The following is a 24,327-nucleotide window of genomic DNA, read 5'->3' on the forward strand; positions in this document are numbered from 1 at the left end:
GCGGTATTGCGCGCGCTTCGCGGCATTCGCCGCGGACGGCGCCGTGGCGGCAGCGGATGCTGTGCGTGGCGGCAGCGTCCTGCCGGAACGCACCGAGCTGCGGCAGACGGCGGCGAAACGGAGAAAAAGGAGATGAACGAGAGCCGCGGAGCTCGCTGGAACGGCCGGGGAGCGCGGGCGGCGGCATTGGGAAAATAGACGACGATGCGATTTGCGGATATTATAGGACAGGAAGACCTGAAGCGGCGGCTGGTGCAGTCGCTCGACGCGGGCCGCGTGAGCCATGCGCAGCTTTTCAGCGGCGCAGCCGGCGCGGGCACGCTGCCGCTGGCCGTGGCCTATGTGCAGTACCTCAACTGCCGCCATCGCCGCGACGGCGATTCGTGCGGCGAATGCCCCGACTGCCGCCAGATCGCGGCGCTCGAACACCCCGACCTGCATCTGGTGTTCCCCGTGAACAGACAGGGCAAGAAGTCGGGCGAGGCGGTGCGCAGCGACGAGTTCCTGCCCCAATTCCGCGGTCTGTTCGCCGAGCGGCGGGGATGGTTCTCGCCTCAGGACTGGTACGACCGACTCGATCTGGGCAAGACCCTGCGGGGCATGATTACGGCGCGCGAGGCGGACGAGATCGTCCGCAAGCTCTCGTACAAGCCTTACGAAGCCGATTACAAGACGATGCTCGTCTGGCTGCCCGAGACGATGAACGAGGAGGCGGCCAACAAGATCCTCAAGATCCTCGAAGAGCCGTGGGAGCGGACGCTCTTCCTGCTGGTTTCGGTGCGTCCGGACCTGCTGCTGCCCACGATCCTGTCGCGCACGCAGGAGGTCGCCGTGCCGCGTCTCGCGCCCGACGTGCTGGAGCGGGCCGCCGCCGGGCGGGGCGTCGCCGATCCGCTGCAGGCCCGCACGCTCGCGCGTCTCGCCTCGGGCGACCTGCTGGAGCTGGAGCGTCTGCTCGCCGGAGAGGACGAAGGTGGCCGCAGGGAGCATTTCGACTTGTTCTGTTCGCTGATGCGTCTGAGCTATAACGACAAACACCTCGAACTGATCGGCTGGGCCGAGGAGGCCGCGCAACTGCCGCGCGAGCAGCAGCGGGGGTTTCTCGTCGATGCGGCCCGTCTGCTGCGCGAGAGCTACATGCTCCATGCGGGTTTGGGGCGCATCGGCTATCTCTGGGGTGCCGAGCTGGCCTTCTGTTCGAAGTTCGCACCCTATGTCGGGTCGGAGAACATCGAGCCGCTCGTCGCCGAGATCGAGTCGGCCATGGCACAAATCTCGCAGAACGGCAATCCGACCATCGTATTCACCCATTTCGCGCTCTCGGTGAGCAAAATGATTAAACGTATGTAGCTTATGCCGCGTGTAGTGATTCTGACCGGAGGAAATATCGGCGACGTGAAGTCGCGCTTGCAGAGCGCCCAGCAGCTCATCAACGAGCGTGTGGGCGCCGTCCTGCGCTGTTCGCACCGCTACGAGACCGCTCCTTGGGGTTTCGGAGCCGGGGGGGCCGCGCCCTTTTCGAATCAGGTGATGGAGGTCTCGACCGACCTCGCGCCCGAGCAGGTGCTCGACGCCTTGCAGAGGATCGAGTGCGAACTGGGCCGCGACCGCGGGGCCGAGGCGCGCGACCGCGAACGCACGGGCGAGCGCTACTCGTCGCGGAAGATCGACATCGACATCCTCTTCTACGGCGACGAGGTGATCTCGACCGAACGGTTGCAGGTGCCGCATCCGCTCATCGCCGAGCGGGAGTTCGTGTTGCAGCCGTTGTGCGAAATTCTGCGAACGAAACGTCATCCCGTAACCGGCCGAAGCGCCGCCGAGATGCTTGACGAACTCAAAAAACGCCGCGCCGCCGTCGGTCCGGACGCGGGTCCGAGGCGGGACGGCGGCGGCCGAAAACAGAACGAATCATGAACGGAGCGAAGAGACTGACCGCATTGCTGGCGGCCGCGGCGATCGTCTGGGGCTGCTCGAAGACCGTGGGATACGACACGATGTACGTGCTGCGCCCCTACGTGCAGCAGGAGAACGGAGGCGACATGGAGAGCCTGCCGCAGATCCGGGCCTATGCCTTCGCCGCCGATACGATGCAGTGGACCGTGGCCTCGTACGAGGATGCGCTCGAAGGCATTCTCACCATGCGCTACGCTCCGGCGCAGAAACGTTCGGACGCACTGGCCGTCGCCGAACCCTACCCGCCCGTGGACACCATTCCCGCGTCGGCGAACTGGGTGCAGATGCACATCCTGCTTCCGTCGGCGATGATCGTGGCGGTAGACACCGAGAACCGGCTCTATGCCTACCGGCAGCAGGCGTTCAGCGAGAACGTCTCGCCCTACATGATCTCGGTGGCTTTCCGGCCGTGGAAGGAGACGAATTTCTACAAGGACGGCGAGTGGTGGATGTTCAACGACTTCTACGTCCCGAGCGAGCCCGAAACGCCCGAAACGCCGGATACGCCGGACAGCCCGGAGACGCCCGATACGCCCGATACGCCGGACGTTCCCGGGACGTCCGACCCCGATGCGCCCGGCGGACAGCAACCGGAGACTCCGGTCGCGCCCGACGGGTCCGAGACCGAATAAGACACGGATTATGCAGAAGAAACGAATCATACAGTTGCTCCGTCTGTGCGTCGCGCTGCTTTTTCTGCCGGCGTTCGTGGTCCGCTGCGCGAGCATACTCACCCCCACGGGCGGCCCGAAGGACACGCTTCCGCCCGTCATCACGGCCATGACGCCCGACAATTTCACCACGCGGATGAAGGACGGGAGCAAGATCTACATCGAGTTCGACGAATTCGTGCAGCTCAAGGACCAGCAGAAGGAGTTCTTCACCTCGCCGGCCATGAAGAAGAAACCGGTCCTCTCGATCCGGGGCCGGGGCGTGGTCGTCCAGCTCCGCGACACGTTGCGGCCCAATACGACCTATGCGCTCAATTTCGGCAGCGCGATCCGCGACAACAACGAGGGCAATCCGCTCAACGCGATGCGCTATGTCTTCTCGACGGGCGACGAGATCGACTCGATGCTCATGTCGGGCTATACGGCCGACAGCTACAAGGCCGATTCGGTTTCGAAGACCTTCATCTGGTTCTTCGCGGCCGATTCGGTGGAGAACGTCGCCGAGTACGACTCCACGCTCTTCAAGTACCAGCCTCAGGCGATCGCGCGCGCCGAGAACAACGGCATTTTCATCGCGCAGAACCTCAAGCCCGTGCCCTACCGCGTCTATGCCGTGGAGGACCGCAACGACAACCAGATGTACGATCCGTCGGTCGATCAGGTGGGGTTCCTCGAAGGCACCTACAATCCGGCCGAGCAGCCCGACTTCGCCATCTGGTACGATTCGATCCGCCAGTATCCGACGGCCGAACCCCAGCTCTACTTCCGGATGTTCACCGACCGTGCGTTCCGCCGTCAGATGCTCTCGCAGAGCACCCGGCCCCAGCAGCACAAGGCGATGCTCTACTTCAATGCGGCGCATCCCCGGATCGAGGAGCTGCGCTTCGACAGCATCCCTCCGGAGCGCGTGATCGTGGAGCCGCTGACCGAAGGCCGCGACACGCTGGCGCTGTGGTTCGACGTGCCGTCGGCCGAGCTGCCCGATACGATCAAGGGGTCGATCACCTATTTCAAGCACGACACCACCAATACGCTGCAATCCGTAACGGAGCCGCTCAAGCTGGAGTGGCATCTCGTCGAAACCAAGGAGCAGGAGAAGGAGCGCGAACGCCGCGAGCGCGAGCGCCGCAAGGCCGAAGAGGCCGGCGAGGAGTATGTGCCGCCCAAGGAGAAGAATCCGTTCGCCTTCAAACTCTCCCTTACGGGCGAGGTCAACCCCGAAGAGCACCTCACCGCAGAGTTCGACTATCCTCTCGTGCAGGTCGATTCGGCGGCGATGCTCCTCACGCACACCGACGAGGAGAACAACGTTACGGATATTCCCATGCGCTTCGTGCGCGATACGGCCGACCTGCACAAATGGCGCATCGAAGCGCCGTGGAAGCTCGGCGGCGGCTATACGCTGACGATTCCCGAGGGAGCGCTCCGGGATGTGGCGGGGATGTCGAACGACTCGCTCGTGGGGAAATACACGGTGATGGACCCCGAGAAGTTCGCCGTGGTGAAGATCGACGTGATCCCCAAGACCGACAGTGCCAAATACATCATCCAGCTGCTCGACGGCAGCGGCGCGCTCAAACAGGAGCGCCGCGACGTAACGCGGGGTCTCGTGCAGTTCAACTACGTGCCGGCGGGCGATATTCAGCTGCGCGTCATCGAAGACATGAACGGCAACGGACGGTGGGACACGGGCAATGTCGTCGAACGCCGCCAGCCCGAACGCGCCGAGCTCTACCGCAACGCCGACGGCGAAGAGATCTTCGTTACCAAGACCAACTGGGAGTTCGAGGTAACGATGGACATGAACGAACTGTTCGCTCCGGTAACGATGGAGTCGCTCGTCCGCCTTCTCGACGAGCGCGAACAGCAGCGATTGCGCAAGGAGGCCGAACGTCTGCTGAAAGAGGGGCCCAAGAATCGCAACGAGAACCAGAACACCGGCGGCGGCTTCGGCTTCGGCGGTGCCATGGGCAGCATGCGCAACATGGGCAGCGGCATGATGTAACGAACGTTTTCGATAAGCCGAGTGCGATCCGAGCTTTGCTCGGGAATCGCCGAGGCGAGAAAACGTACAAGATACGCAGAACGTTTTCGATAAGCCGGGTGCGACCCGGGTCTTGCTCGGGAATCGCCGGGGCGGGGAAACGTACAAGATACGCAGAACGTTTTCGATAAGCCGGGTGCGGTCCGGGTCTTGCCCGGGAATCGCCGGGGCGGGGAAACGGCCGTTCGAGGCAAACGGCTGCCGGTTGCGGTCGGAAGCCCCGTTCGGTGCCGGCGGCGGGACGGGTGCGGAAGTCTCCGGGCGGGCGCGCTCCGCCGCATGAAGCGGCGGCGAATCGCCGGCACGGGCGCGGCGATGGCGGAACTTTCGGCGAGGGACGCGGGAGAAGAAATGAAATGATGTTTTCGTCCGGCCGAGTGCGATCCGGGTGCCGCTCGAAGATCGTCCGGAGGGAAAGCGCCTGCAAAAACAGAACTTACGATGAAACGGATAACTACGATCATTACGACTCTGCTGCTGTTCTCGGCCGCGACCGCCGCGGCACAGCACACGCTGGGCCTGACGGGCGGCTTCGGCATGTCCACGGCGCGTTTCTACCCCAAGCAGGAGACCAAACCCCTCTGGGGCGGATACAACGCCGGCATCACGTGGCGCTACTACGGACCGCAGCGCTTCATCGGCGGCTTCGGCGCAGACCTCATCCTGATGCGTCAGGGTTTTTCGTTCGCCCCCTACGCCTCGACCACCGAGAACGAGGCCGACTATCTGTATTACACGCGCGAGCTCAATTCGCTGGTGCTGCCCGTCGTCTGGCAGCCTCATTTCTACATCCGGCACCGCGTGCGCGTCTTCCTCGAAGCGGCCGCGACCTTCTCCTACCACTTCGGTTCGACCTACGCGAACGAGATCGACGGCGTGTCGGGCGACTACGGCTTCAAGGTCGCGCGCGACAACCGCTGGGGATACGGTCTGGCGGGCGGAGGCGGCGTGGCGGTGCTCATCGGCCGTTTCGAAGCGATGGTGCGCGTGCGCTACTACTTCGGTTTCGGCGACATCGTGCGCAACCGCAACAAATATTCGGGCAACATGGACGACGGTCCCGAAAACCCGTTCTACCGCACGCCGCTGCGCTCGCCGCTCGACAACCTCAACTTCAGCGTCGGCGTGGCCTACCGCTTCAACCGCGAGGGGTTCGACGAGTGGAAGACGCCGCGTCCGAAGCGGCAGAAAAATCAGGAGACATTCAATTACAGTTTAGATTGAGACATACCATGGAAACGACACGACAACCCAAGATCGCCAGACAGATACAGCGCGACATCGCCGACATCTTCCAGAAGGAGGGGCGCGACCTGCTGCGCGGGACGCTCGTTACCGTTACGGAGGTGCGGGTGTCGCCCGACTTCAACTATGCGAAGATCTATGTCAGCATCTTCCCCTTCGACAAGGCGCCCGAGACGATGGCCGTGCTCGACAAGCAGAACCGGTTCATACGCCGCGAGCTGGGGCGCCGCATCAAGGACCAGCTCAAGAGCGTGCCCGAAATACAGTTCTTCCTCGACGATTCGCTCGAATACATCGAGCACCTCGAACAGGCGATGAAGGAGGATAAATAAACCGCCCGAGGCCGATGTTCGCACGTTTCGTCGCACGACGCTATCTTTTCTCGCCCAAATCGCGTTCGGTCATCAACCTGATCGCGGGTTTGAGCGCGGTCGCGGTCGCCATGCCCGTGGCGGCGATGATCGTGCTGCTGTCGGTGTTCAACGGCTTCGAGACGCTCGTGAAGGCGACGGGGTCGGCCTTCGAGGCCGATCTGACGGTCGAACCCGCCGAGGGACAGACCTTTCCCGTCGCCGAGCTGGATACGGCGGCGGTGGCCCGGACGGCGGGTGTCGAAGCTTTCGCGTTCGTGCTGGAGCAGGGGGCGCTGCTCGAACGCAAGGGGCGGCAGGCCGCGGCCACGGTACGCGGCGCGGACGACCGCTATGCCGAGGTGTTCCCCATCGCCGCGGCGATCGCCGCAGGCGAATACCGGGTGCGGCTGGGCGACCTCGACCGGCTGGTCGTGGGACGGGCGATGGCGCAGGAACTGGGCATCCGCTCGCTGGCGGATGCCGACGTGGAGCTGTACGGGCTGCGCCGGGGCGGCTTCTCGTCGCTGCTGCCGTTTCAAAGCTACACGAAGCGCAGGGCCGCCGCAGCGGGGGTCTACACGCTCGATCTCGACACGGAGCGGCGTTACGTGCTGACCTCGCTCCGGCTCGCGCAGGAGCTCTTCACGCGGCCGGACCGCGCTTCGGCGCTGCTCGTGCGCATCGGCGGCGGGGACGACCCGGCACGGGTCGGCAAAGCGGTGGCGCAGGCTGCCGGCGACCGTTTTCGCGTTACGACGCGGGCCGAGCGCAACGCTTCGTTCTATGCCGTCATGAAGTATGAGAAGTGGGGCATCTTCTTCATCTCGCTGCTGGTGCTCGCGATCGCTTCGTTCTCGGTGGTGGGGGCGCTCGCTATGCTCATCACCGACAAGCGGGACGACATCCGCACGCTCGGCGCGCTCGGCGCGGGGGTGCCGCTCGTGCGGTCGCTTTTCCGCTGGGAGGGGTGGTATGTCGCCGGGCTCGGCGCGGCGGCGGGAGTCGTCGTGGGCGTGGGGGCCGTCCTCGTGCAGCAGCGTTTCGGCCTCATCGAGATTCCGGCCGATTCGTTCCTCACGAAGAGCTATCCCGTGGAACTCCGCATGGCCGATCTGGCGGCGGTGCTGGCGGCGTTTGCCGCCGTCGCCGCGGCGGTTACGCACCTCACGGTGCACAGCATGATTAGAAACGAAAAATGACCGTTCCCGACCGGGACGTCCGGATTTTGCGCGGCCGGCCGCCGGGACGAAAACCGATCCTAAACGACAGAACCGATATGACGAAGCGAACGCTGTTTTTCCTGTCGCTGCTGCTCGCGGCAGCCTGTTCACACCACAAGATCATACCCGACGACAAACTTGCGATGATCTTCCGCGATGCGTTTCTGGCGAATGCCTATGTCGGCGAGCAGGGCATCCGGACCGATTCGCTGCGGATCTACGAGCCGATATTCGAGCGGTACGGCTATTCGGCCGAAGACGTGGAGTACACCGTCGGCAACTTCTCGAAACGCAAGAGCGCCCGCCTGAGCGACGTGGTCGAAGCCGCCATCGGCATGCTCGATGCCGAGGGAACCTATTACGAACGCGAGGTCGCCGTGCTCGACACGATCGCCAACGCTTCGCGGCGCGCCCTCATGCGCACGATCTACGCCGACTCGCTCCTCACGATGAAACGGCTGAAGGACTCGTCGCGTCTTTGCATCACGCTCGACAGCATCCGTGCGGGCGAATACCGCGTTTCGGCGCGTTATCTGGTGGACAGCCTCGACCGGAACCGCGGCCTGCGCGGAGGCGTCTGGACGGAGCTGCCGGACGGTTCGCGGCGCAACGTCTATACGTTCTACATGCGCCGCGGCACGGAAGAGACTTTTACGCGGAATCTGACGGCCGATACGTCGATGCGCCGGCTCGTGGTGAATCTCGCCAACTTCACCCGCGAGCGCAAACGGCCGTCGGTAACGATCCGCGATCTGAAGATCGAATACACGCCCCCTGCGGAGGCGGCCGTCGACAGTTTCTATCTCCGCCAGCTCGATATACGGATCTTCGCCGAGGAGTTTTTCCGCCATGCAGAGCCGAAAGATAGCCTCTAATCTGCTCTGGACGCCGGAAGGGTTCGTGCGCCATCCGCTCGTAACGGTCGGCGGCGACGGCCGGATCGAGCGGGTCGAGGTCTGCGCGGAGCCCGACCGCTCCGCTTGCACGGAGTTCTACGCGGGCATCCTGACCCCCGCTTTCGTCGATGCGGGTGCTTCGGGCGATGCTGCCGCGGCGGCCGGGGCAGCCGGGGGGAACGGTCGTCCGAGCCTCGGCGGGGGAACGGCGGTGCCGATGCAGTCCGGCGCTTCGGGCGGCGATTCTGTGTCGGTCGTCGGGCCGGAGCCGGTCGGTGCTGCTGCTTCTGCGGACGGTGCGGCGCAGCATGCCCGGAGGAATTTTCTGTGTGTGCGCTCGGCAGCCGACTACGACCGTCTGGTCGGAACGGGACGAGCCGCGCAGACGACCGTTTGCCTCGGGGCGGATCCGGCGTCGCCGGATCCGCTCGGTTCGATGCTCGGGGTGCTGGCCTCGGTTCGGGGCGTCCCGTTGCACGAATTGATCGGTTGGGCGACGCGGAACGGGGCGCTGGCGCTCGGCATCGGACGGGATGCCGGCACGGTCGAAGCCGGGAAACGATGCGGGCTCTGCCTGCTTCGGGGGCTCGACTACGAACGGCTGGCCCTTACGCCGGCCTCTGCGATCCGCCGGATTCTTTGATCGCACCCGTCGCGTTTCGGAGCGTTCCATCCGCTGTCGTGTGTCCTGATTCCGGCGTATTCCCTCTTGCTTGCAATCTGCGCCTGAGCCGCTGCGATGCTGTTTGCGACGGGTATCTTCCATGATGTATCGAGGTCTTATGGGTCATTTCAGACGAAAATACGGCAGGGATTCGGAGTGATCTTGCGTGTTCTCTGCTTCGTGGACAGAGACGGCGAAAGCTGTCCGGATAAACGTTGTAAAACTACTGTTTCATGCAGAAGATTCACGGAGTTTTGAAGGTTGCGGTTGCCGCCTCGCTGTTATCCGGCGTTGTCCTGTGCGGCGGCTGCGCCCGCGACGGGATTCTGCCCGTCGAAGAGCCGATGGTGTCGGATGCTGTCGGTCCGGATCATGTAAGCGTCGAATCGGCGCGGGCGGCTTTGGCTCGCTTTCAGGCGGACGGGAAGGGAGACCGGCCATGACGCCGCTGTAAGAATCGATATGCCCGGAGGCATTCCGACGGAGGCGTTCGATCCGGGTATTTTGCATGCGGAAAGGATGCAATGGGCGCCGTACAACAACGATTGTCCCGTGAGAGGGTGCTTCCGTCGGGATGTGTCGCACGCGCTTAAGGGCGGATTCTGTCCTGCGACAAGCGGATATTCGAGGTCGGATCGGGAATTATTAGGCCGCGAGGTCTATGTGTATGCAATAGTTGTGGCGGCGACGGACATACGGTGAATTATCCCGTTACGACCGGCTTCGTGTGGGGACGTATCGGATGCAGGCAGGCCGAAGCTGTTTTCGGTTCCGGCATGAAGGTGGTTGCGTGCACGGGACATGAAGTCGTAGCGGATGAACCCGCAGGACCGTATGTGCGGCAGACCGAACGTTGGAAAAGGTGTCTGGCTGTGCGGAGGGGGCTGTCCGGCGCATCTGCGGCGAACGGTTCCGCCCTTGCCGGGACCGGTTCCGGCAAGGGCGGTTTCCAACTTTCGGAGCCTGTCGGAAAGTCTCTTTCCTGCCCTCCCCCCCCCTCTTCCGCTTCGGCGGGCTTACAGCCACTTTTTGTACTTGAAGAACCAGATCGTGAGGCCCGAGCAGAGCAGCATCAGCCCGATGGCGAAGAGGTAGCCCATCGGGATGACCATGCCGTTGGCGAGCCGGACCGTCCAGTCGAGTTCGGGCATGTATTTGAAGTTCATGCCGTACATGCTGGCGATGAGCGTCGCGGGCATGAAGATCACGGCCGCCACCGAGAAGATCTTGACGATCTCGTTCTGCTCGATGTTGATCAGGCCCAGCGCCGCATCCTGAATGTAGTCCAGACGCTGGAACGAGAAGTCGGCGTGATTGATGAGCGAGTTGACGTCCTTGATCATCAGTTGCAGACGGGGATAGATGTCGTTCGGAAAGCGCTCCGAGCGCAGGATGCCCGACAGCACGCGCTGACGGTCGAAGATGTTTTCGCGCAGCGACATGGTGCTCTCCTGCAAGGCGCTGATGCGGTGCAGCACGGCTTTGTCGATCGAGTCTTCGGAGTTGATGTCCTTCGAGAGGGCCGCGACCTGCTTGGCGATCAGCTCCACGAGGTCGGCGTCGAAGTCGATGCGCACTTCGAGCAGCGTGATGAAGACGTGGTAGCCCGTGGAGTAGCTGCGGTAGTTCATCTGAAGCCGTTTTTCGGTCTCCTTGAAGGTGCGGAATTCGGCGCTCCGCACCGAGACCAGCACGCCTTCGTTCGAAATGATGAACGAGACGGGTTCGACGATGAAGCTCTCGCCCGTGGGGACGAAGAAATTGGAGTTGGAGATGATGGCGTTCTCCGTCTCGGAATACTTCGAGGTCGACTCGATCTCCTCGACCTGCTGGCGGGTCTGGAGGCTGATCTCCATGAAGTTCTCGACGGCTTTCTGCTCCTTGATTGAGGGCAGCAGCATGTCGATCCACAGAATGTCGTCGTAGCCCAGCTCGTCGAAAAGGGCCGTGTCGGCATTGCGGATGATCTTGTTGTATTGTTTGAGATAAATCGTAATCATAAATCGCTCCGGTTTTTTGGTGTATGGAATCTCGGCAGGAGGTGCGGCGGACCGGAGGGCCCGCTAACCTCTTCAGCCGGGATTGGCTCTCGGGGACACCTTGATGCCCGAGTCCCAAAATTTCTGGAGTGCTTTATGTTTCTGAAGATCGAAAATGTAGTCTGTTTGGCGCGTGAGGTGCCCGTAGGCGTCGTATGGCTTGTCGGCCCAGCCTCCGTCGAGCACCGTTTCGTAGGCGTGTTCGAGGCCGAACGTCAAGGCCCGTTGCAGCGCTTCGGTCCGTGCCTTGTCCGCTCCTTTGCGGGCGACCCAGACGGCGAAGACGAACGGCTGGCGCGTGGTGCGGCTCCACTCCGCGCCGAGGTCGCACACGACGGCGCAGCGGCCGGCGGCGCAGAGCGCCCGTTCGCCCGCGAGCAGCGAGAGGTCGCCCGCGCAGCCGGTGTCGGCCGATGCGGGATCGGGGCACGCGATGAACTCGGGTGTCGTGCGCCAGTGGCGTTCGCAGAGGTAGGCGGCGAGCCGGGCCTCCGCGGGGGCTTCGGGATCGAAGAAGATGCGGCGGGCTTCGGCGGGGGGCACCCCGCCTGCGAGCAGGGCGCTGCCCGAGGCCCCCGACGAGCCGATGCAGTATTCCGTTGCGAGCTCTGCGTCGGGCAGCGACGGCACGCACGAGGAGGGTACGAGCGCCAGATCGGCGGCGCCTTCGCGGAACGAACGGACGGTTTCGGCCGGGGATGAGAGCGTCAGACCGGAGCGCAGGTCAGCCGCACACCGGATACCATAGATGAAGGGCGCTGCGTCGAGCGACGGCGCAACGGCTATACGTGGAACTGTGACCATCATCCATACGGTATAAGAGCATTGGTTGTCTCCGGCAAAAGTAGTCATTTTAACGGTGCGGCGGTTCCGTTTTTTCCATTTTTTTCGGAAAAAATGCGTCCGCCTCTTGACAAGGGGGTATTGCGGATGCTATATTTGTCCCGTCGATCGACACGGCGCAGTGCACGGCGCAGGAGTTATCGACATTCGTAAAATATTTTGTTATCTGTATTTTACGAATGGTTATTCCGAGTTATCAACATTTTATCAACGCGATTATCCACTTTTTTTGCACCCACAGCCGGCTGCGTCGTTTCGGCGGTGCGGCGCGACCGAAGTATTCTGCCGAAAGGTGAATTCCGGGACGGGTTCCGTTTCCGGTCCGGCGGTCCGGCGATGCGCCCGCCGGCGGAACGGATCGGGGCGCGGACCCGCCGCCACGGCCGAAAGCCGCGGCGGTCGGCCGTGGCGGCGCCTCGGGCGCAGGAGGTGTCCCGCCGAAGAATGCCGGGACGGAAAACCGCTGCGCAAGACGAGCGGTCCGGTCCGGAAAACACGGCCGGAACGTCCGGTGCATCGATCGTGTGCGATCGCCCTTATCAAACCGTTTACCGACAATGAACCGCACTCATCTCGAATGTGCGGCGGAGAGGCTCGCGGCCGAACGCGGGTATGCGTTCCATGCCCTCGGGCAGGAGGCGCAGCCCGCCGTCGTCCGCACCTATCCCGCCGCTCTGCTCCAGCCCCTCGCGCTCCGCTCGGTCGAAGGCCGCACGCACGGACGCGCCGTCTACGATCTCACGCTCCGACTGCTGTGCAAGGGCGCCGGACTTTCGCCCGAAGCCCGCAGCGAAGCCTTCGCCGCCCTCGAAGACGACCTGCTCGGTCTCTTCTCCGAACTGTCGCAGGACGAAAAGGTGATCGCCGTCGAAGCGCTCGAAATCCGTCCCTCGGCCTTCACCCTCACGCCGCACGGCGAACTCTCGCAAACGGCTTCGGCCCGCATCGTTACGTGGTTTTAATACGCTTTCCGCCATGCAATTCACCCAGACTCCGTCCGATTACGCACCGCTCGGCGGGCCGCTCGTCTACGCCTTTTCGGATGCGGCGCCCCGCACCTTCGATCTCTCCGTGGTCGATCTCAACCTCGAAGCGCCTGTCGGGGCGAAGCGGTTTTGCGACCTCTCCGCGGGTACGTTCGACGCCGCACCCTATCTGCGGCGGCGCGTCTCGTTCCGGCCCGAACCGGGGGCGACGGGATTCGTCGTCCCGTGGGACCGCACCGTGCCGGCCGTCGTCGAGATCGACGGCATACGCACCCCCGCCCGCAACTTCCTGCCGCGCGACACGGCCGTCGCGGCGCCGGCCCTGCTCACCACCGTGCCGCGGCAGCGGCTCGTCGTCCGCGGAGCGTGCGAAGAGTTCACCCTGCTGACCGACACGCCCGCGACGGCGACCGTCGAGGCTTTCCGCGACGGCGAGACCGTAGCGACCGGCTACACGGCTTCCCGCGCAGGGCTCGTCCTCTTCCGGCTCGATACGGCGGACTTTCCCGAGGCCGACATCCTGACCGTGCAGTTCGACCGTTTTTCGCGTGTCGTCTGTCAGATCGCGGCTCCGTTCGGGGATGGCTGCCGGCTGGCGTGGCGCAGCAGCGCGGGATCGCTCGAACACTACACCTTCCCCGTGGTGAAGGAGGAGCGCGTCGAGACGCAGCGGACGCGCCTGCAAACCGAGACGGGCTGCGTCGCGGGGGATGTACGCTCGTGGCGGCTGCTCACGCTGCTCTCGGCCTACGAACCGGCGCAGATGCTTGCGGCGCTCGCGGGCATCCTCTCCTCGCCGCAGGTGTGGCTCGTCGCGGAGGGCGCGTATACCCCCGTCGAACCGATGACCGATGCGGCCGGCATCCGGCGCCACGGAACGCTCCGCAACCTCGAACTGCAAATCCGAATGCCATGCAACTGATCGTCGATAACGTCGTCTGCGACCTTGAGGCCGGTACGCGCATCGCGCTCGGCTACGATGCCGACCGGCTCCGCTCGCCCTCCGAGCTGCGCGAGGGGGTCGCCGTGAAACTGCTTCTGCCCCGAAGCGCCGTCAACGACGCGCTCTTCCGCACGGGATTCCCTTCGTTCAACCGCACGGCGCACCGTGCCGAGCTCCGGCACGACGGCGCACGGCTCCACGCGGGTGCGCTCCGGCTCCTCGGCACTTCGACCGAAGGGTTCGCGGTGGAGATCGCAGGCGCCGCCGCATCGTGGGCCGAGCAGGCCGCCCGCCGGCCGTTCGATGCCGTGGATCTCGGCTATTCGGGTCTGTTGACCCCTTCGCAGATCAGCGCCGGATGGCGCGGCGAGGGCCCCGTGAAGTTCCTGCCCGTCCTGCGCGACGGCTACGAGCCGCAGAACGATCCGTCGGATCTGCAACCTGCGTTCCGGATACTCACCCCCGACGACTACCACCCCTTTCTGCAAATCGACGCCCTGCTGCGGGCGATCTTCGCCGGGGCGGGCTACACGGTCGAGAGCCGGTTCATGGAGGGTGCCTTTTTCCGGTCGCTCTACATGAGCGGCGCCTATGCGGCGCGCGACACGGCCGCCGCCGAAAAACGCATGGGATTCCGCGCCGTGCGGCTGACGACCGCGACTGCCGCGGCCGATGCGCTCGGTCGCGTCTACGCCACGCCCTACGGCGAGGGGAACGTCGTGGGCAACATCGTCGAGACGGCCACGCCGCTCTCCGAGGACGAGGAGGGGGTGGTGCGGACCGATCCCTACAACAACGGTAACTGTTTCGGCTACGACGACCTCCGGATCGTCTACCGGCCCGTCTCGACCGTGAGCGTGGGGTTCGAATACCGGCTGCGCTATACCACCGACCACCGCATCCGCAGCCGCGACCGGCTCGCGGGCTTCGACTCGCTCAACCTCGGCACGGGCGGCAATCTGGTGTTCCGTCTGCCCAACCGCTACACCGACCGGCGCGGGGCGTTGCAGCCCCGCACCGCCTACCGCGCGGTCGTCTTCGACGGTTCGGCCGAGGGGCAGTACCGCCTGCTCTACACCGCCGACGGGGTCGCGTCGAGCCACTGGGCCGATTTCACGGGCCGCAGCGCCGTCGTAACGACTCCGGCGTCGGGGGTCTTTTCGTCGCCGGAGCTCTATGTCCGCGAGGGGAGCGTCTGGCAGGCGTGGACGGGCGATTGGGCGTTGTACGACGGCCACATCGGGGAGACGGGCCGGACGACCGTGGAGCTCACGCTCCGCACGCCCGCCGCCGAGGCGGGACCCTCGGCGCCCAAGTATTTCAACACGATCTTTTTCTATGGGGCCGAAGAGGGTATGCGCCTGACGCTCTGCAGGGAATGTTCGGTGCGTCCGCTCTTTTCGGCCGCTCCGGCCTATGGGGCGAGCCTCACGACGGCCGACATCTGCCGCCACGACATGCGTCAGATCGAGCTCATCGAGGCCGTGCAGCATCTCTTCGACCTGCGCTTCTTCACCGACGAAGCGACGCGGACGGTCCGCATCGAGCCCGACGCGACATTCTGGGACGAGAGCCGCGAGGCCGACTGGAGCGACCGCACGGATCGGTCGGAACCCGTCGTATGGACCGATGCGGCGCTTGAGGCGCACGAGAGCCGCACCTACGGGTACCTTGCGGGCGACGGCGCTTCCGCACGGCTCGCAGACGGGGACGGGCTGCCGTTCGGGTCGTGGCGCTCGGAGTGCGGATCGGCGGCCTGCATCCCGGGCGACGAAAGGCGGACCAGTCCGCTCTTCAGCCCGACGGTGAACGCCGCGGGAGGTTACGCGGGCGCCCCCTCGGCCCTGCTGCCGCAGGTGGGCGACCGCGACGACGCGCAGAACGACGGCGTGAACTTCACGCCCCGCATTCTGCGCTGGTGCGGGATGCGGCCCCTGCCCGAAGGCGAGCGGTGGGACGATCCCTCGGGCGGCGGGGAGTATCCGCTGGCGGCGTTCCACTTCGCGGGCGACGACTCGCTCGAAGGGTTCTCGCTCTGCTTCGAAGACCGCGACGGACAGCAGGGGCTCCACCGTTTCTACGACCGCGAGGAGGCGGTTCTCGCCCAGCGGCGGCACGTAACGCTGACGTTGCGGATCGAGCCCCATGAGTTCGAGACGCTCTTCGCGCCGGCCGGAGCGGCGCCCGACCTGCGGAGCACGTTCCGCATCGGCACGGACGAGGGGGTCGTGCGCGCCACGCTCCGCCGCATCGAACGCTATGATCCCGAGGCCGCTGCGGCCCGCTGCACCTTCACCCTTCTGCCCCACGACCGCCTATGACTGCGCGACGCAAGGAACTCCTGCGGTTTCTGCTCTCCGAGACCGAAGGGCTCGGGCGGGTCGCGGCGTTCGAACGGCTCTTCGAGCTGGGGGCCGTAGACGCCTGCGCCTGCGGGCGTGCGGCGATCCGCGCCGAGGTGGAGCGTCTGGTGAGGCGGGGGACGGGACGCTGCGAGGCGATGGAGGCTGCGGCGATCCGCTTCGGCTGCTCCTATTCCAAAGTGAGGAACATCATCTATTACAAACCGAAAAACTGAAGAAGACATGTACCACAACATCCGAATCCGGAATCGTGCGGAGGTCTGCACGATCGACATCGAGGGCACGATCGGAGTGCCCGAAGCGTGGCAGTTCGACGATCCCGCCGAGCGGGTGGCCACCTACGAAGCGTTCTGCGACGCGGTGCGGCGCATCGGCGCCGTCGAGGCCGCCGACGTGGTGGTCAACATCCGGTCGACGGGCGGCGACGTGAACGACGCGCTGCTGATCTACGAGGCGCTCGCGTCGCTTCCGGCCCGCATCACGACCCGCTGCTACGGCTACACGGCTTCGGCGGCGACGCTCGTCGCGCAGGCCGCCTCCGAGGGATGCCGCGAAATCTCGGCCAACGCTCTGTACCTCATCCACAATGCCGTGTGCGCCACCGAGGGCAATGCCGAGGAGCTGGCCGCGCGGCTCGATCTGCTGCGTCAGACCGACCGGCGTCTCGCTGCGCTCTATGCGGCTCGTGCGGGGCGGCCGGAGGCCGAATTCGTCGCCCTGATGGCCGAGAACAACGGCTCGGGCCGCTGGCTCGCACCGGCGGAGGCCGTGGCCGCGGGGCTGGCCGATCGCGTGATCGGAGGCGCAGCCGGGGAGCCGGACGTGCAGGAGGCTTCCGCCGTGGAGGCGCGGAGGGCGGAGAACGGGCTCGTTGCCGGGCAAGGCTGCGCCGCCGTGCAGCGGTCCGGGCTTCGGGCGGGGAAGCGGACGGCCGCCGGACGGGAGGCCGATGTGCGGATGCGTTCCGAGCCGGAAACGGCGGAGAGCGTGCTGCCGGCCGCCGGACGGGAATCGGTCTCTGCGGAGCATCCCGGCGTTCGGTCTGCGGCATGGCCGGTCGCAGCGGACCGCGAAGCCTCGGGAGAAGCCTGCCCCGAAAGGTCGTCGCCGGAGAGCGGAGCGGTGGCGGCGGAACCGAAGAGAGCCGGAGGGGACGTTTCCGGAGCACGGTCGACGCCGGCGGCGGCTGAAGGAGGACCGGTAGCCGATCGGGAATCGGATGTGAAGGGGCGGTCCGAAATTCGGTCGGGGGAACGGGGATCGGCGTCCGACGGGACGTGCGTGGCTCGAAAGTCTTCCGCACCGGGTGCGGCGCCGGGACGGACGGGCTCCGGAGAGTCCGGGACACCGGATTGCGGTCGGACGCCGATCTGCTCCCCGGCGGCGGAAAACGGCCCGGCCGGGAAGCGGGAACCGGCGGAGCGTACCTCGTTTTTGGGCGGATTTCTGCGCCGCTGGCGGGAGCGGCTTCGGCGGACGGATTCCGGCGCCGGGGCACGTGCCGGTCTGCGCGGCGGTTCGCCGGACGATCCCGGTGCCGGCCTCTGCGTCGATCGCCGCGGCGGTTTCCGGGCCGGTTCCGCGGCGGACGTTTCTGTCGCGATCGGGTCTGCCGACCGTTCTGCGGACGCTCCGCAGGCACGCACCTCTGCCGGACTGCCCGACCCCGGGGAGGACCGCAACATCCTGCACTTCGACGACGATGCCGTGCTGCGGACCGCACGATCGCTCGTCGCGGCCCGCGAAGGGCAGAAGGGCGTGGGGCCCACGCGGGTCGCGCCGCGGGAAGATCCTTCGGTCCGCGAGACGTTCCGGACGCCCAACGAGCGGGCCTATGCCTGCGACGCCAAGCGCTTCGCCAAGTTCTGACGGACCGGAGCGCGATGCCGCGTCCGTTGCGGGAGGGCGTGGAGAGAGGCGTCCGCAGCCGGGGCGCGGTGCTCCGGAGCCGTGCCGGAGGCGCCCGCCGCCACTCCGGTCGTGCAGTCTGTCGCTCTTCTTCGGGGCGCGGCATTTCGGAGCCGCGGGACGCGGCCTCAGCAGCGGAGGCCGCCTCTCACGGGGGCGTGCTCCGCCGTCCGCGTCCCGTCGTCGGGGGCCGGGAACCGTGCGCCGTCTCTCCCGCAGACCGGGGCGCCTTTCGCCCGAAGCCCCCCCCTCGCTCTCTCCGCCCGCGCTGCGGAGAACCTTTCGCCCGAGGGCCGTGCCGGCCCTTGAGACGCGGCGCCGAACCGCCGTCGTCCTCTGATCGTCCTCCGCCCGAAAGGGACCGGACGAACCGTTTCATACCGTTTCAAACCCTATAAAAAACATTCGGACACCATGAGTTACCTCGAAAACGCAAAAACCTACACGGGGCAGGACCTCGAAACCATCTTTTTCCGCCCCATGCTGAGCGGCCCCTCGGCCGAAGAGCTCGGCATCCGCATCCTCTACAACATGCCCGTGCCGACCACGGTGCAGCTCTGGGAGGGCAATCCCGACGTGTTGCAGAAGTACACCGCGGCAGGCTGGTCGGGCGGCGCCGGAGCCACCAAGCTCCAGAAGACGATCCGCCTCAACCGCGTGAAGGCCGAAATGGGATTCTCGGCCGCCGACTACTTCTCGCTCGTCTACGAGCTGATCGCCTCGCGTGCGGACGTCAACATGGACGACCTCTCGGGCACCGAACTCGAACAGGCCGAGACCACGCTTTTCAAACGTTCGATCGCCGAAGGCATCCGCGCTACGATGTGGGTGGGCGACACGTCGGCCGAGTCGGGATTCAACACCTTCGACGGATTCCTCAAAACGATCAAGGCCTTCGCCGCGAGCGACACGATCTCGTCCTATCTCTACGACGCGGCCGCGCTCGCCGAGCCCGAAGGCGTCGTGGGGATCTTCGAGAACCTGTGGGAGAATGCGAGTGCCAAAGTGCAGGACCTCAAGGCCGAAGGCCGGCTCGTATTCTTCGTTACGTCGGACCTCCATCACCTCTACGAGAAGTATCTCGACGGCCGCGGCACCGAGTCGGCCTACCTCGACGCCGTGGCCGGCCGCAAGGAGCTGGCCTATCACGGCATTCCGGTGGTGGACGTGCGTCTGGGCAGCTACCTCGCCCAGAGCGCCACGCTCGACAAGTCGTTCGCCGTCCTGACCGATCGCCGCAACCTCGTGCTTGCGGTCAACACGGCCGATTTCCCGGGCAACGAGGTGCGCATGTGGTACAACCCCGACCAGATGGAGAACCGCCAGCGGGCCGTCTTCATGGCGGGGTGCGACGTTCTGGACGAATCGCTCGTAACCTACGCCGCGAAAGTCTGAGCCGAATGGAACCGATGAGAAAACCCGTCGGAGGCATCGAGGCCGCGGCGATCGTCCCCGTGGACGGGTCGCCGCGGCCCGAGACGCCTCTGATCGAACAGCGCTCGTCGTATGTCGAGGAGGTGGTCTCGGACGACGGCATCCTGCGCGTGCACCACACGCTGACGCTCGTCATGCCGCGCGAAGCCGCGGCCGCGCTGCTGCCCCTCGCCGCCGGCATGGCCGCTGCGGGCGTAACGGCCGTCGTCAGAACCGCGGCGGGCGAAGAGCTGACCGTGGGGTGGTCGGAGCGTTTCGGCTTCGAACAACCTCTGCGGCTGCGTTCGCTGCTGCTCGGGAGCGGAACGCACGCCGCCGACGGAAATGCCGCGACGCTCCGCTTCGAAAGCGACGATACGACCGCCTTGTGGCAGGACGAAGCCTGACGCGGCGCTTCGGCTTGCGGCTCTTGCGGGGCGGGGGCGAGGTGCCGGCGGCGGAATGTGCGCGCAGCGACCTGCGCTCCGCCGCACGGGACGGCGCCCGCACCTCCCGGATCGCAGAAACCTCGGATATTTTTTGCAGACAAACCGTAAAAACCATGAATAAAGACACGAAACGAAGGGCGGCCGTGCGCAACGACCGCACGGATCCCTATCTCACGCTCGGTGCGGGGCGCGTCGAAAGCGACCGTTTCTGGCGTTGGGGCGACGACAACCTCTTTCCGGCGGCGCTGGCGCTGATGGCGCGTCGTTCGACCACGCACCGCCGCATCATCAACGACAAGGCCGACTACATCTCGGGCAAAGGCATCGTCTGCGACGAGGGCGAGCCCCTGCTCAGGGCCTTCGTCGAGCGCGTCAACGGTTCGGGCGAGACGCTCCGACAGCTGCTCAACAAGCTGGCTTTCGACAAGTCGCTCTTCGGGAACGCCTTTCTCGAAGTCGCGGTGTGCGAAGAGGCGCCTTCGCTCTCGCTCTTCCATCAGGACGCATCGCGCTGCCGCGTGGCCCGCGACTCGGCCCACATCCTGCTGCACCCCGATTGGGCGGCCTTCCGCCCGGCCGAGGCGCTGTCGCTGCCGCTCTGGCCCGCCTTCGAGCGGCAGGACGACGGCACGCTGCGCTCCGTGGTCCACTACAAGGACTACGAGCCGATGTTCGAACACTACGGCGTGCCGCCCTACATCGCGGGGTTCGACGTCTCGGCCATCGCCTACAAGACCGACCGCTGGAATATTTCGCGGCTCGACAATTCGTTCCAGCTCTCGGGCGTGATGATGCTCGACAGCTCCGCGGACAGCGAGGAGCAGGCCGAGGAGATCGTGCGGACGGCCGAACGGAAATTCGCCGGCAATCCCGGGCAGGTGATGTTCGTGCTCAAGGAGGGGTCGGCCGACGACAATTCGCGCTTCATCCCGATCGCGTCGCAGAACGAGGGCGACTGGAAGGCGCTCCACGATCAGGCCGTGTCGGACATCGTGGTGGCTCATTCGTGGTTCAGGACCCTCAGCGGACTGGACTATGCCGGAGGATTCAGCGCCGAGCGCATCCTGCACGAATACGAGGTGGCGCTCAACACCCTGATTCTCGGCGAACAGGCCGAGCTGATGGAGCCCATACGCCGCATCGCGGAGCACGTGCTGGGCTGCGACACCTCGTCGCTTGAGATCGTGAACCGCCCGCCGACACGCTCCAAACCCATCTATATGAAGGTCTGGGAGGCCCGCAAGGCCGACGGACTCGACTACGATCCCCGGGACGAACGGCAGCAGCGGTTTCTCTCCGAGATCACGAAATACGACATCGAGAGCATCGGGTAGCGGCCGCACGGCATCGGCGGCAGGTCCGGCGGCGGGTGTGTCGCTCGGGGGGCGTATGCCTCGCCCGCCGGCGGTCCGCCGCTGCGCACGGCCTTCCGCTCCGGCCGCTCGGAGCCGGTCGGCTGCGCTTCGGGCCGCCGAAATGCCGGAGCGGATGCGGCTGCGGTCCGAGATCCGGCATGCTGCGAATCATTCACCTTTGAAAACCGATCCTATGAAAACACTCATCACACCCGCCGAGGCCGTAACGCTGGCCTTCGGCACGGGCGAATACGTCGCGCCCGAAGCCATTGCCGAGGCGGACATCGCCGCGGCCGAACGACGTTACATCGTGCCGGTCGTCGGACGCAAGCTCCATGCGCGCCTCGCGGAGGGCGGCTACGCGGAGTTCACGGCCGAGTACCTCGCGGCACCCGTCGCCCTGTGGACCCGCGTCCTCGTCCAGCCGCGGCTGGACGTGCACTCGGGACAGTGCGGGACCGTGGCTCCGAACCCCGACGGTGCCGAGCCCGCGACCGACGCCCAATGCCTGCGGCTCATGCAGTCGCTGCGGACGAAAGCCCGCACGCTCGTGCGCCTCGCCGCGGAACATCTCGCGCAGAACGCGGAGCGTTTCCCGGAATACGATCCGGAAGAGAATATTCTGAAAACCTGTACGATACATGGAAACTATATCGAAATACGTTAGCGGCGCCTTCGCCGCCGCCGCGGGGCTTTTCGCCCCGATAGAACCGCTCGTGGCCTGTGCCGTGGTATTCATCGGCATCGACTTCCTCACGGGCGTGGCCGCAAGCCGGGCCGAAGCCCGGCGCGCCGGCCGCGCGTGGTGGTTCGAAAGCCGCGAAGCGTGGCGCACGGTGGTGAAACTCGCGCTGGTCGTAACGGCCATCGCCATGTCGTGGCTGATCGACTCCTGCATTCTGGGCTTCCTGCATCTCAACATCGCGCGGCTCTTCACGGGTTTCACCTGCGGCGTGGAGCTGTGGTCGTTCCTCGAAAACGCCACGCAGCTCTCCGACGCCCCGATTTTCCGGTGGCTCAAGCGTTATGTCCGCCGCCGCATCGACCGCGAGGCGGAGCCGTGATGTCGCGGGATGCGGATGTTTCCCGACCGACCGCTCCTGCGGCGAAGATCACGGCGCGGGGCGCAGGCCGCAAGCGGGAATCGTGCGTTGCGGGTCATTATGCGTCGGAAATGCGCCCGAATGAGCTATTTTTCCTATCTTTGAAGGGTGATGTCGCTGCATGTTCTCGCGCGCCGCCTCCGGCGGCTTCCGATGCTGCGGGCCTTCGTGCCCTTCGCGGCGGGAATCGTGCTGGCCGACCGTTATGCGCTGCCCGCGCTGTTCGTATGGGCGGGATTCGCGCTCTGCGGCGGGACGGCGCTCGTCCGCCGTTCGTCGGTCTACACCGTCGCGGCGCTGCTGCTCTTCGGCTGGGGCGTGCGGGGACTGCACGAGACGCCGCCCGAGCGGCTGCCGCGCGACGTGCGGACGGGCTTCGCGCTTACGGTCGAGGGCGGCGGCACAGGGCGGATCACCGCGTGGCGCGATCCCGCGACGGGTCGCTGGCGCGAAACGAAGGTCCGGGCGGTGGTGCATGCCGACTCGACGCTCGCGCTCCGCACGGGCGAACGGCTCGTCCTGACGGGCTGTCTCGACGATCTGCCCGCCTCGCTGCCCTCCTATGCCGAGCTGATGCGCCGGCGGGGATGCGTGGGGTCGATGTGGCTCTCGGAGCGGCAGGTGTTGCGGCGCCAACCGGCCCGGGGCTCGACCCTGCACGCGATCGCCGTCGGACGGCTCCGGCGGCTCGGGCTGGCGGAGGCGCTGCGCGATGCAGGCAGGGCGCGGGACGCGCAGGCGTTGTGCGAGGCGATGGCCGCAGGCGAACGGGCCGGATTGTCGCGCCCGTTGCGCGAAGCGTATGCCCGCAGCGGCACGGCGCACCTGCTGGCCGTCTCGGGGTTGCATGTGGGGATCGTCTTCCTCGTGGCGAACCTGTTGCTGGGATGGCTGCCCGCACTGCGGTACGGCCATCTGTGGCGCAGTTGCGCCGCCGCAGCGCTCGTCTGGCTCTATGCCGCGGCGGCGGGGTTTTCGCCGAGCGTCGTGCGGGCCGCGCTGATGTTCACGGCTCTGCAATTCTCGTTGGCTTCGGCCTCGGTCTATGCGAGCGGCAACGTGCTGGCCGCGACCGCTTTCGGGATGCTGGTCTGGAATCCCGACTGGCTCTTCGACCTCAGTTTCCAGCTCTCGTTCGCGGCCGTGGCGGCCATCCTCGCGTGGAGCGTGCCCCTCTGCCGCCTGCTCCGCACCCGCTTCGGGCCGCTGAATGCGCTCGTCGATACGCTCGTCGTCGGGTTGGCCGCCTCGGTGGCTACGGCGCCGTTGGCCGCCCACACGTTCGGCTATGTCTCGCTGGTGGGGCTCGCGGTCAACCCCGTGGTCGTCCCGCTCGCCGCGACGGTGGTTTTCGGTTCGGTCGTCTGGATGATCGCGCCGCTGGCCTTCGCCGCGCCGCTCTTTCGCCTCGTGATCGGTACGGCCGCCGCATGGCAGAACGCCCTCGTCGAACGGGCCGCCGCCGTGCCGTGGGCGACGTTCGCGTGGGAGCCCTCTGCCGGACAGACCGCCGCGGTCTACCTGCTTTTCATCGGGATTACTGCCGTCGCATGGTGCGCGGAGCCGAAGAAAAAGGTATCTTTGCGCCGATGATGACCCGCGAAACATTCGAATGGCTCCGATCGCCCGAAGGCGGACGGACGGTGGAGGAGCAGCTCGGACGCGATCCCGTGCAGATCGCGCTCGACAGTCGCGTCCCCCACGCCGCCGCTGTGGCCACGCAGGTGAAATACCTCCGGCGGGCGGCCGCGAAGCTGCCCGCATGGCATGCGGCCCGTTGCCTGCTGCCGCCCCGCGCCTTCGAGCAGGCGTCGAGCGAGGCGTGCGCCGCGCACAAGCGGATCGGGGGCGATACGGCGCTCGACCTCACGTGCGG

At 65.9% G+C, this 24,327-nt stretch carries 23 protein-coding genes and 1 pseudogene; 22 read left to right on the plus strand and 2 right to left on the minus strand.

Features of this window, described 5'->3' with window-relative positions:
- The first annotated feature begins 204 nt into the window (after positions 1-204).
- From BN3659_RS06250 to BN3659_RS06295, 10 genes are all read left to right on the plus strand, one after another.
- On the plus strand, positions 205-1,350 hold the full coding sequence (locus BN3659_RS06250) for a DNA polymerase III subunit (protein ID WP_091535409.1): 1,146 nt from the start codon (positions 205-207) through the stop codon (positions 1,348-1,350).
- 3 nt (positions 1,351-1,353) lie between these two features.
- A complete protein-coding gene (gene folK / locus BN3659_RS06255) occupies positions 1,354-1,917 on the plus strand; it encodes a 2-amino-4-hydroxy-6-hydroxymethyldihydropteridine diphosphokinase (RefSeq protein ID WP_091535410.1) in 564 nt (187 codons plus the stop codon).
- The gene (locus BN3659_RS13155; protein WP_091535411.1) at positions 1,914-2,588 is read left to right on the plus strand and encodes a hypothetical protein; all 675 of its coding nucleotides are present in this window, start codon (positions 1,914-1,916) and stop codon (positions 2,586-2,588) included. The genes folK and BN3659_RS13155 overlap by 4 nt, the downstream gene beginning before the upstream one ends.
- Before the next feature lie 10 nt (positions 2,589-2,598).
- A complete protein-coding gene (locus tag BN3659_RS06265) occupies positions 2,599-4,632 on the plus strand; it encodes an Ig-like domain-containing domain (protein WP_091535412.1) in 2,034 nt (677 codons plus the stop codon).
- Positions 4,633-5,112: 480 nt separating this feature from the next.
- Positions 5,113-5,895: an outer membrane beta-barrel protein gene (locus BN3659_RS06270; protein WP_091535413.1), complete on the plus strand. Its 783-nt coding sequence runs from the start codon at positions 5,113-5,115 to the stop codon at positions 5,893-5,895.
- 8 nt (positions 5,896-5,903) lie between these two features.
- Positions 5,904-6,248, plus strand: a complete 345-nt coding sequence (gene rbfA / locus BN3659_RS06275; RefSeq protein ID WP_091535436.1) for a 30S ribosome-binding factor RbfA — start codon at positions 5,904-5,906, stop codon at positions 6,246-6,248.
- A 14-nt stretch (positions 6,249-6,262) separates the two neighbouring features.
- Complete coding sequence (locus BN3659_RS06280) at positions 6,263-7,468, plus strand: ABC transporter permease (RefSeq protein ID WP_091535414.1); 1,206 nt, start codon at positions 6,263-6,265, stop codon at positions 7,466-7,468.
- 77 nt (positions 7,469-7,545) lie between these two features.
- Entirely contained in the window at positions 7,546-8,364 is an 819-nt protein-coding gene (locus BN3659_RS06285; protein WP_091535437.1) for a DUF4296 domain-containing protein, read from the plus strand.
- A complete protein-coding gene (locus BN3659_RS06290) occupies positions 8,339-9,028 on the plus strand; it encodes a hypothetical protein (protein WP_141682517.1) in 690 nt (229 codons plus the stop codon). The genes BN3659_RS06285 and BN3659_RS06290 overlap by 26 nt, the downstream gene beginning before the upstream one ends.
- Positions 9,029-9,282: 254 nt before the next feature.
- Positions 9,283-9,492 carry a hypothetical protein gene (locus BN3659_RS06295; protein WP_091535417.1) on the plus strand — a complete coding sequence of 70 codons (210 nt, stop codon included), beginning with the start codon at positions 9,283-9,285 and terminating at the stop codon, positions 9,490-9,492.
- Between the two features lie 573 nt (positions 9,493-10,065).
- On the opposite strand, the gene BN3659_RS06300 is transcribed toward BN3659_RS06295, so the two are convergent.
- Both BN3659_RS06300 and BN3659_RS06305 read right to left on the minus strand, forming a co-directional pair.
- Positions 10,066-11,049: a magnesium transporter CorA family protein gene (locus BN3659_RS06300; protein WP_091535419.1), complete on the minus strand. Its 984-nt coding sequence runs from the start codon at positions 11,047-11,049 to the stop codon at positions 10,066-10,068.
- Between the two features lie 72 nt (positions 11,050-11,121).
- Entirely contained in the window at positions 11,122-11,940 is an 819-nt protein-coding gene (locus BN3659_RS06305) for an MqnA/MqnD/SBP family protein (RefSeq protein ID WP_253181067.1), read from the minus strand.
- A gap of 548 nt (positions 11,941-12,488) precedes the next feature.
- Here BN3659_RS06305 and BN3659_RS06310 point away from each other — a divergent pair.
- From BN3659_RS06310 to BN3659_RS06365, 12 genes and pseudogenes are all read left to right on the plus strand, one after another.
- Positions 12,489-12,893 (plus strand): hypothetical protein, encoded by a 405-nt coding sequence (locus BN3659_RS06310; protein ID WP_091535420.1) that lies wholly within the window; start codon positions 12,489-12,491, stop codon positions 12,891-12,893.
- Between the two features lie 13 nt (positions 12,894-12,906).
- On the plus strand, positions 12,907-13,839 hold the full coding sequence (locus tag BN3659_RS06315; protein ID WP_091535421.1) for a hypothetical protein: 933 nt from the start codon (positions 12,907-12,909) through the stop codon (positions 13,837-13,839).
- Complete coding sequence (locus tag BN3659_RS06320) at positions 13,830-16,181, plus strand: hypothetical protein (protein ID WP_091535423.1); 2,352 nt, start codon at positions 13,830-13,832, stop codon at positions 16,179-16,181. The genes BN3659_RS06315 and BN3659_RS06320 overlap by 10 nt, the downstream gene beginning before the upstream one ends.
- On the plus strand, positions 16,178-16,438 hold the full coding sequence (locus BN3659_RS06325; protein WP_091535424.1) for a hypothetical protein: 261 nt from the start codon (positions 16,178-16,180) through the stop codon (positions 16,436-16,438). The genes BN3659_RS06320 and BN3659_RS06325 overlap by 4 nt, the downstream gene beginning before the upstream one ends.
- A 7-nt stretch (positions 16,439-16,445) precedes the next feature.
- Positions 16,446-18,092 (plus strand): ATP-dependent Clp protease proteolytic subunit, encoded by a 1,647-nt coding sequence (locus BN3659_RS06330; protein WP_091535425.1) that lies wholly within the window; start codon positions 16,446-16,448, stop codon positions 18,090-18,092.
- A 453-nt stretch (positions 18,093-18,545) separates the two neighbouring features.
- Positions 18,546-19,526, plus strand: coding sequence for a hypothetical protein (locus BN3659_RS06335; RefSeq protein ID WP_091535428.1), 981 nt, complete (start codon positions 18,546-18,548; stop codon positions 19,524-19,526).
- A gap of 5 nt (positions 19,527-19,531) precedes the next feature.
- A complete protein-coding gene (locus tag BN3659_RS06340) occupies positions 19,532-19,951 on the plus strand; it encodes a hypothetical protein (RefSeq protein WP_091535430.1) in 420 nt (139 codons plus the stop codon).
- A 155-nt stretch (positions 19,952-20,106) separates the two neighbouring features.
- Positions 20,107-21,327 (plus strand): phage portal family protein, encoded by a 1,221-nt coding sequence (locus BN3659_RS06345; RefSeq protein WP_091535440.1) that lies wholly within the window; start codon positions 20,107-20,109, stop codon positions 21,325-21,327.
- A 214-nt stretch (positions 21,328-21,541) separates the two neighbouring features.
- Positions 21,542-22,015: a DUF6712 family protein gene (locus BN3659_RS06350; protein WP_091535431.1), complete on the plus strand. Its 474-nt coding sequence runs from the start codon at positions 21,542-21,544 to the stop codon at positions 22,013-22,015.
- Positions 21,990-22,412 carry a phage holin family protein gene (locus tag BN3659_RS06355; RefSeq protein ID WP_091535432.1) on the plus strand — a complete coding sequence of 141 codons (423 nt, stop codon included), beginning with the start codon at positions 21,990-21,992 and terminating at the stop codon, positions 22,410-22,412. The genes BN3659_RS06350 and BN3659_RS06355 overlap by 26 nt, the downstream gene beginning before the upstream one ends.
- Positions 22,413-22,562: 150 nt before the next feature.
- Positions 22,563-24,044, plus strand: coding sequence for a ComEC/Rec2 family competence protein (locus BN3659_RS06360; RefSeq protein ID WP_091535434.1), 1,482 nt, complete (start codon positions 22,563-22,565; stop codon positions 24,042-24,044).
- Positions 24,041-24,327 (plus strand): annotated as a pseudogene (locus BN3659_RS06365) (THUMP-like domain-containing protein); the annotation flags it as partial. The gene BN3659_RS06360 and the pseudogene BN3659_RS06365, both read left to right, overlap by 4 nt.

Origin of the sequence: Alistipes sp. CHKCI003 (genome assembly GCF_900021155.1) — a bacterium.
In the GTDB taxonomy this organism is placed as follows: Bacteria; Bacteroidota; Bacteroidia; order Bacteroidales; family Rikenellaceae; genus Alistipes; species Alistipes excrementavium.

What these genes read in the sequence shown, in the direction of transcription:
- BN3659_RS06250 (WP_091535409.1), top strand. Translation starts at nt 205, where the DNA reads ATGCGATTTGCGGATATTATAGGACAGGAAGACCTGAAGCGGCGGCTG.
- folK (WP_091535410.1), top strand. Translation starts at nt 1,354, where the DNA reads ATGCCGCGTGTAGTGATTCTGACCGGAGGAAATATCGGCGACGTGAAG.
- BN3659_RS13155 (WP_091535411.1), top strand. Translation starts at nt 1,914, where the DNA reads ATGAACGGAGCGAAGAGACTGACCGCATTGCTGGCGGCCGCGGCGATC.
- BN3659_RS06265 (WP_091535412.1), top strand. Translation starts at nt 2,599, where the DNA reads ATGCAGAAGAAACGAATCATACAGTTGCTCCGTCTGTGCGTCGCGCTG.
- BN3659_RS06270 (WP_091535413.1), top strand. Translation starts at nt 5,113, where the DNA reads ATGAAACGGATAACTACGATCATTACGACTCTGCTGCTGTTCTCGGCC.
- rbfA (WP_091535436.1), top strand. Translation starts at nt 5,904, where the DNA reads ATGGAAACGACACGACAACCCAAGATCGCCAGACAGATACAGCGCGAC.
- BN3659_RS06280 (WP_091535414.1), top strand. Translation starts at nt 6,263, where the DNA reads ATGTTCGCACGTTTCGTCGCACGACGCTATCTTTTCTCGCCCAAATCG.
- BN3659_RS06285 (WP_091535437.1), top strand. Translation starts at nt 7,546, where the DNA reads ATGACGAAGCGAACGCTGTTTTTCCTGTCGCTGCTGCTCGCGGCAGCC.
- BN3659_RS06290 (WP_141682517.1), top strand. Translation starts at nt 8,339, where the DNA reads ATGCAGAGCCGAAAGATAGCCTCTAATCTGCTCTGGACGCCGGAAGGG.
- BN3659_RS06295 (WP_091535417.1), top strand. Translation starts at nt 9,283, where the DNA reads ATGCAGAAGATTCACGGAGTTTTGAAGGTTGCGGTTGCCGCCTCGCTG.
- BN3659_RS06300 (WP_091535419.1), bottom strand. Translation starts at nt 11,049, where the DNA reads ATGATTACGATTTATCTCAAACAATACAACAAGATCATCCGCAATGCC.
- BN3659_RS06305 (WP_253181067.1), bottom strand. Translation starts at nt 11,940, where the DNA reads ATGACTACTTTTGCCGGAGACAACCAATGCTCTTATACCGTATGGATG.
- BN3659_RS06310 (WP_091535420.1), top strand. Translation starts at nt 12,489, where the DNA reads ATGAACCGCACTCATCTCGAATGTGCGGCGGAGAGGCTCGCGGCCGAA.
- BN3659_RS06315 (WP_091535421.1), top strand. Translation starts at nt 12,907, where the DNA reads ATGCAATTCACCCAGACTCCGTCCGATTACGCACCGCTCGGCGGGCCG.
- BN3659_RS06320 (WP_091535423.1), top strand. Translation starts at nt 13,830, where the DNA reads ATGCAACTGATCGTCGATAACGTCGTCTGCGACCTTGAGGCCGGTACG.
- BN3659_RS06325 (WP_091535424.1), top strand. Translation starts at nt 16,178, where the DNA reads ATGACTGCGCGACGCAAGGAACTCCTGCGGTTTCTGCTCTCCGAGACC.
- BN3659_RS06330 (WP_091535425.1), top strand. Translation starts at nt 16,446, where the DNA reads ATGTACCACAACATCCGAATCCGGAATCGTGCGGAGGTCTGCACGATC.
- BN3659_RS06335 (WP_091535428.1), top strand. Translation starts at nt 18,546, where the DNA reads ATGAGTTACCTCGAAAACGCAAAAACCTACACGGGGCAGGACCTCGAA.
- BN3659_RS06340 (WP_091535430.1), top strand. Translation starts at nt 19,532, where the DNA reads ATGGAACCGATGAGAAAACCCGTCGGAGGCATCGAGGCCGCGGCGATC.
- BN3659_RS06345 (WP_091535440.1), top strand. Translation starts at nt 20,107, where the DNA reads ATGAATAAAGACACGAAACGAAGGGCGGCCGTGCGCAACGACCGCACG.
- BN3659_RS06350 (WP_091535431.1), top strand. Translation starts at nt 21,542, where the DNA reads ATGAAAACACTCATCACACCCGCCGAGGCCGTAACGCTGGCCTTCGGC.
- BN3659_RS06355 (WP_091535432.1), top strand. Translation starts at nt 21,990, where the DNA reads ATGGAAACTATATCGAAATACGTTAGCGGCGCCTTCGCCGCCGCCGCG.
- BN3659_RS06360 (WP_091535434.1), top strand. Translation starts at nt 22,563, where the DNA reads ATGTCGCTGCATGTTCTCGCGCGCCGCCTCCGGCGGCTTCCGATGCTG.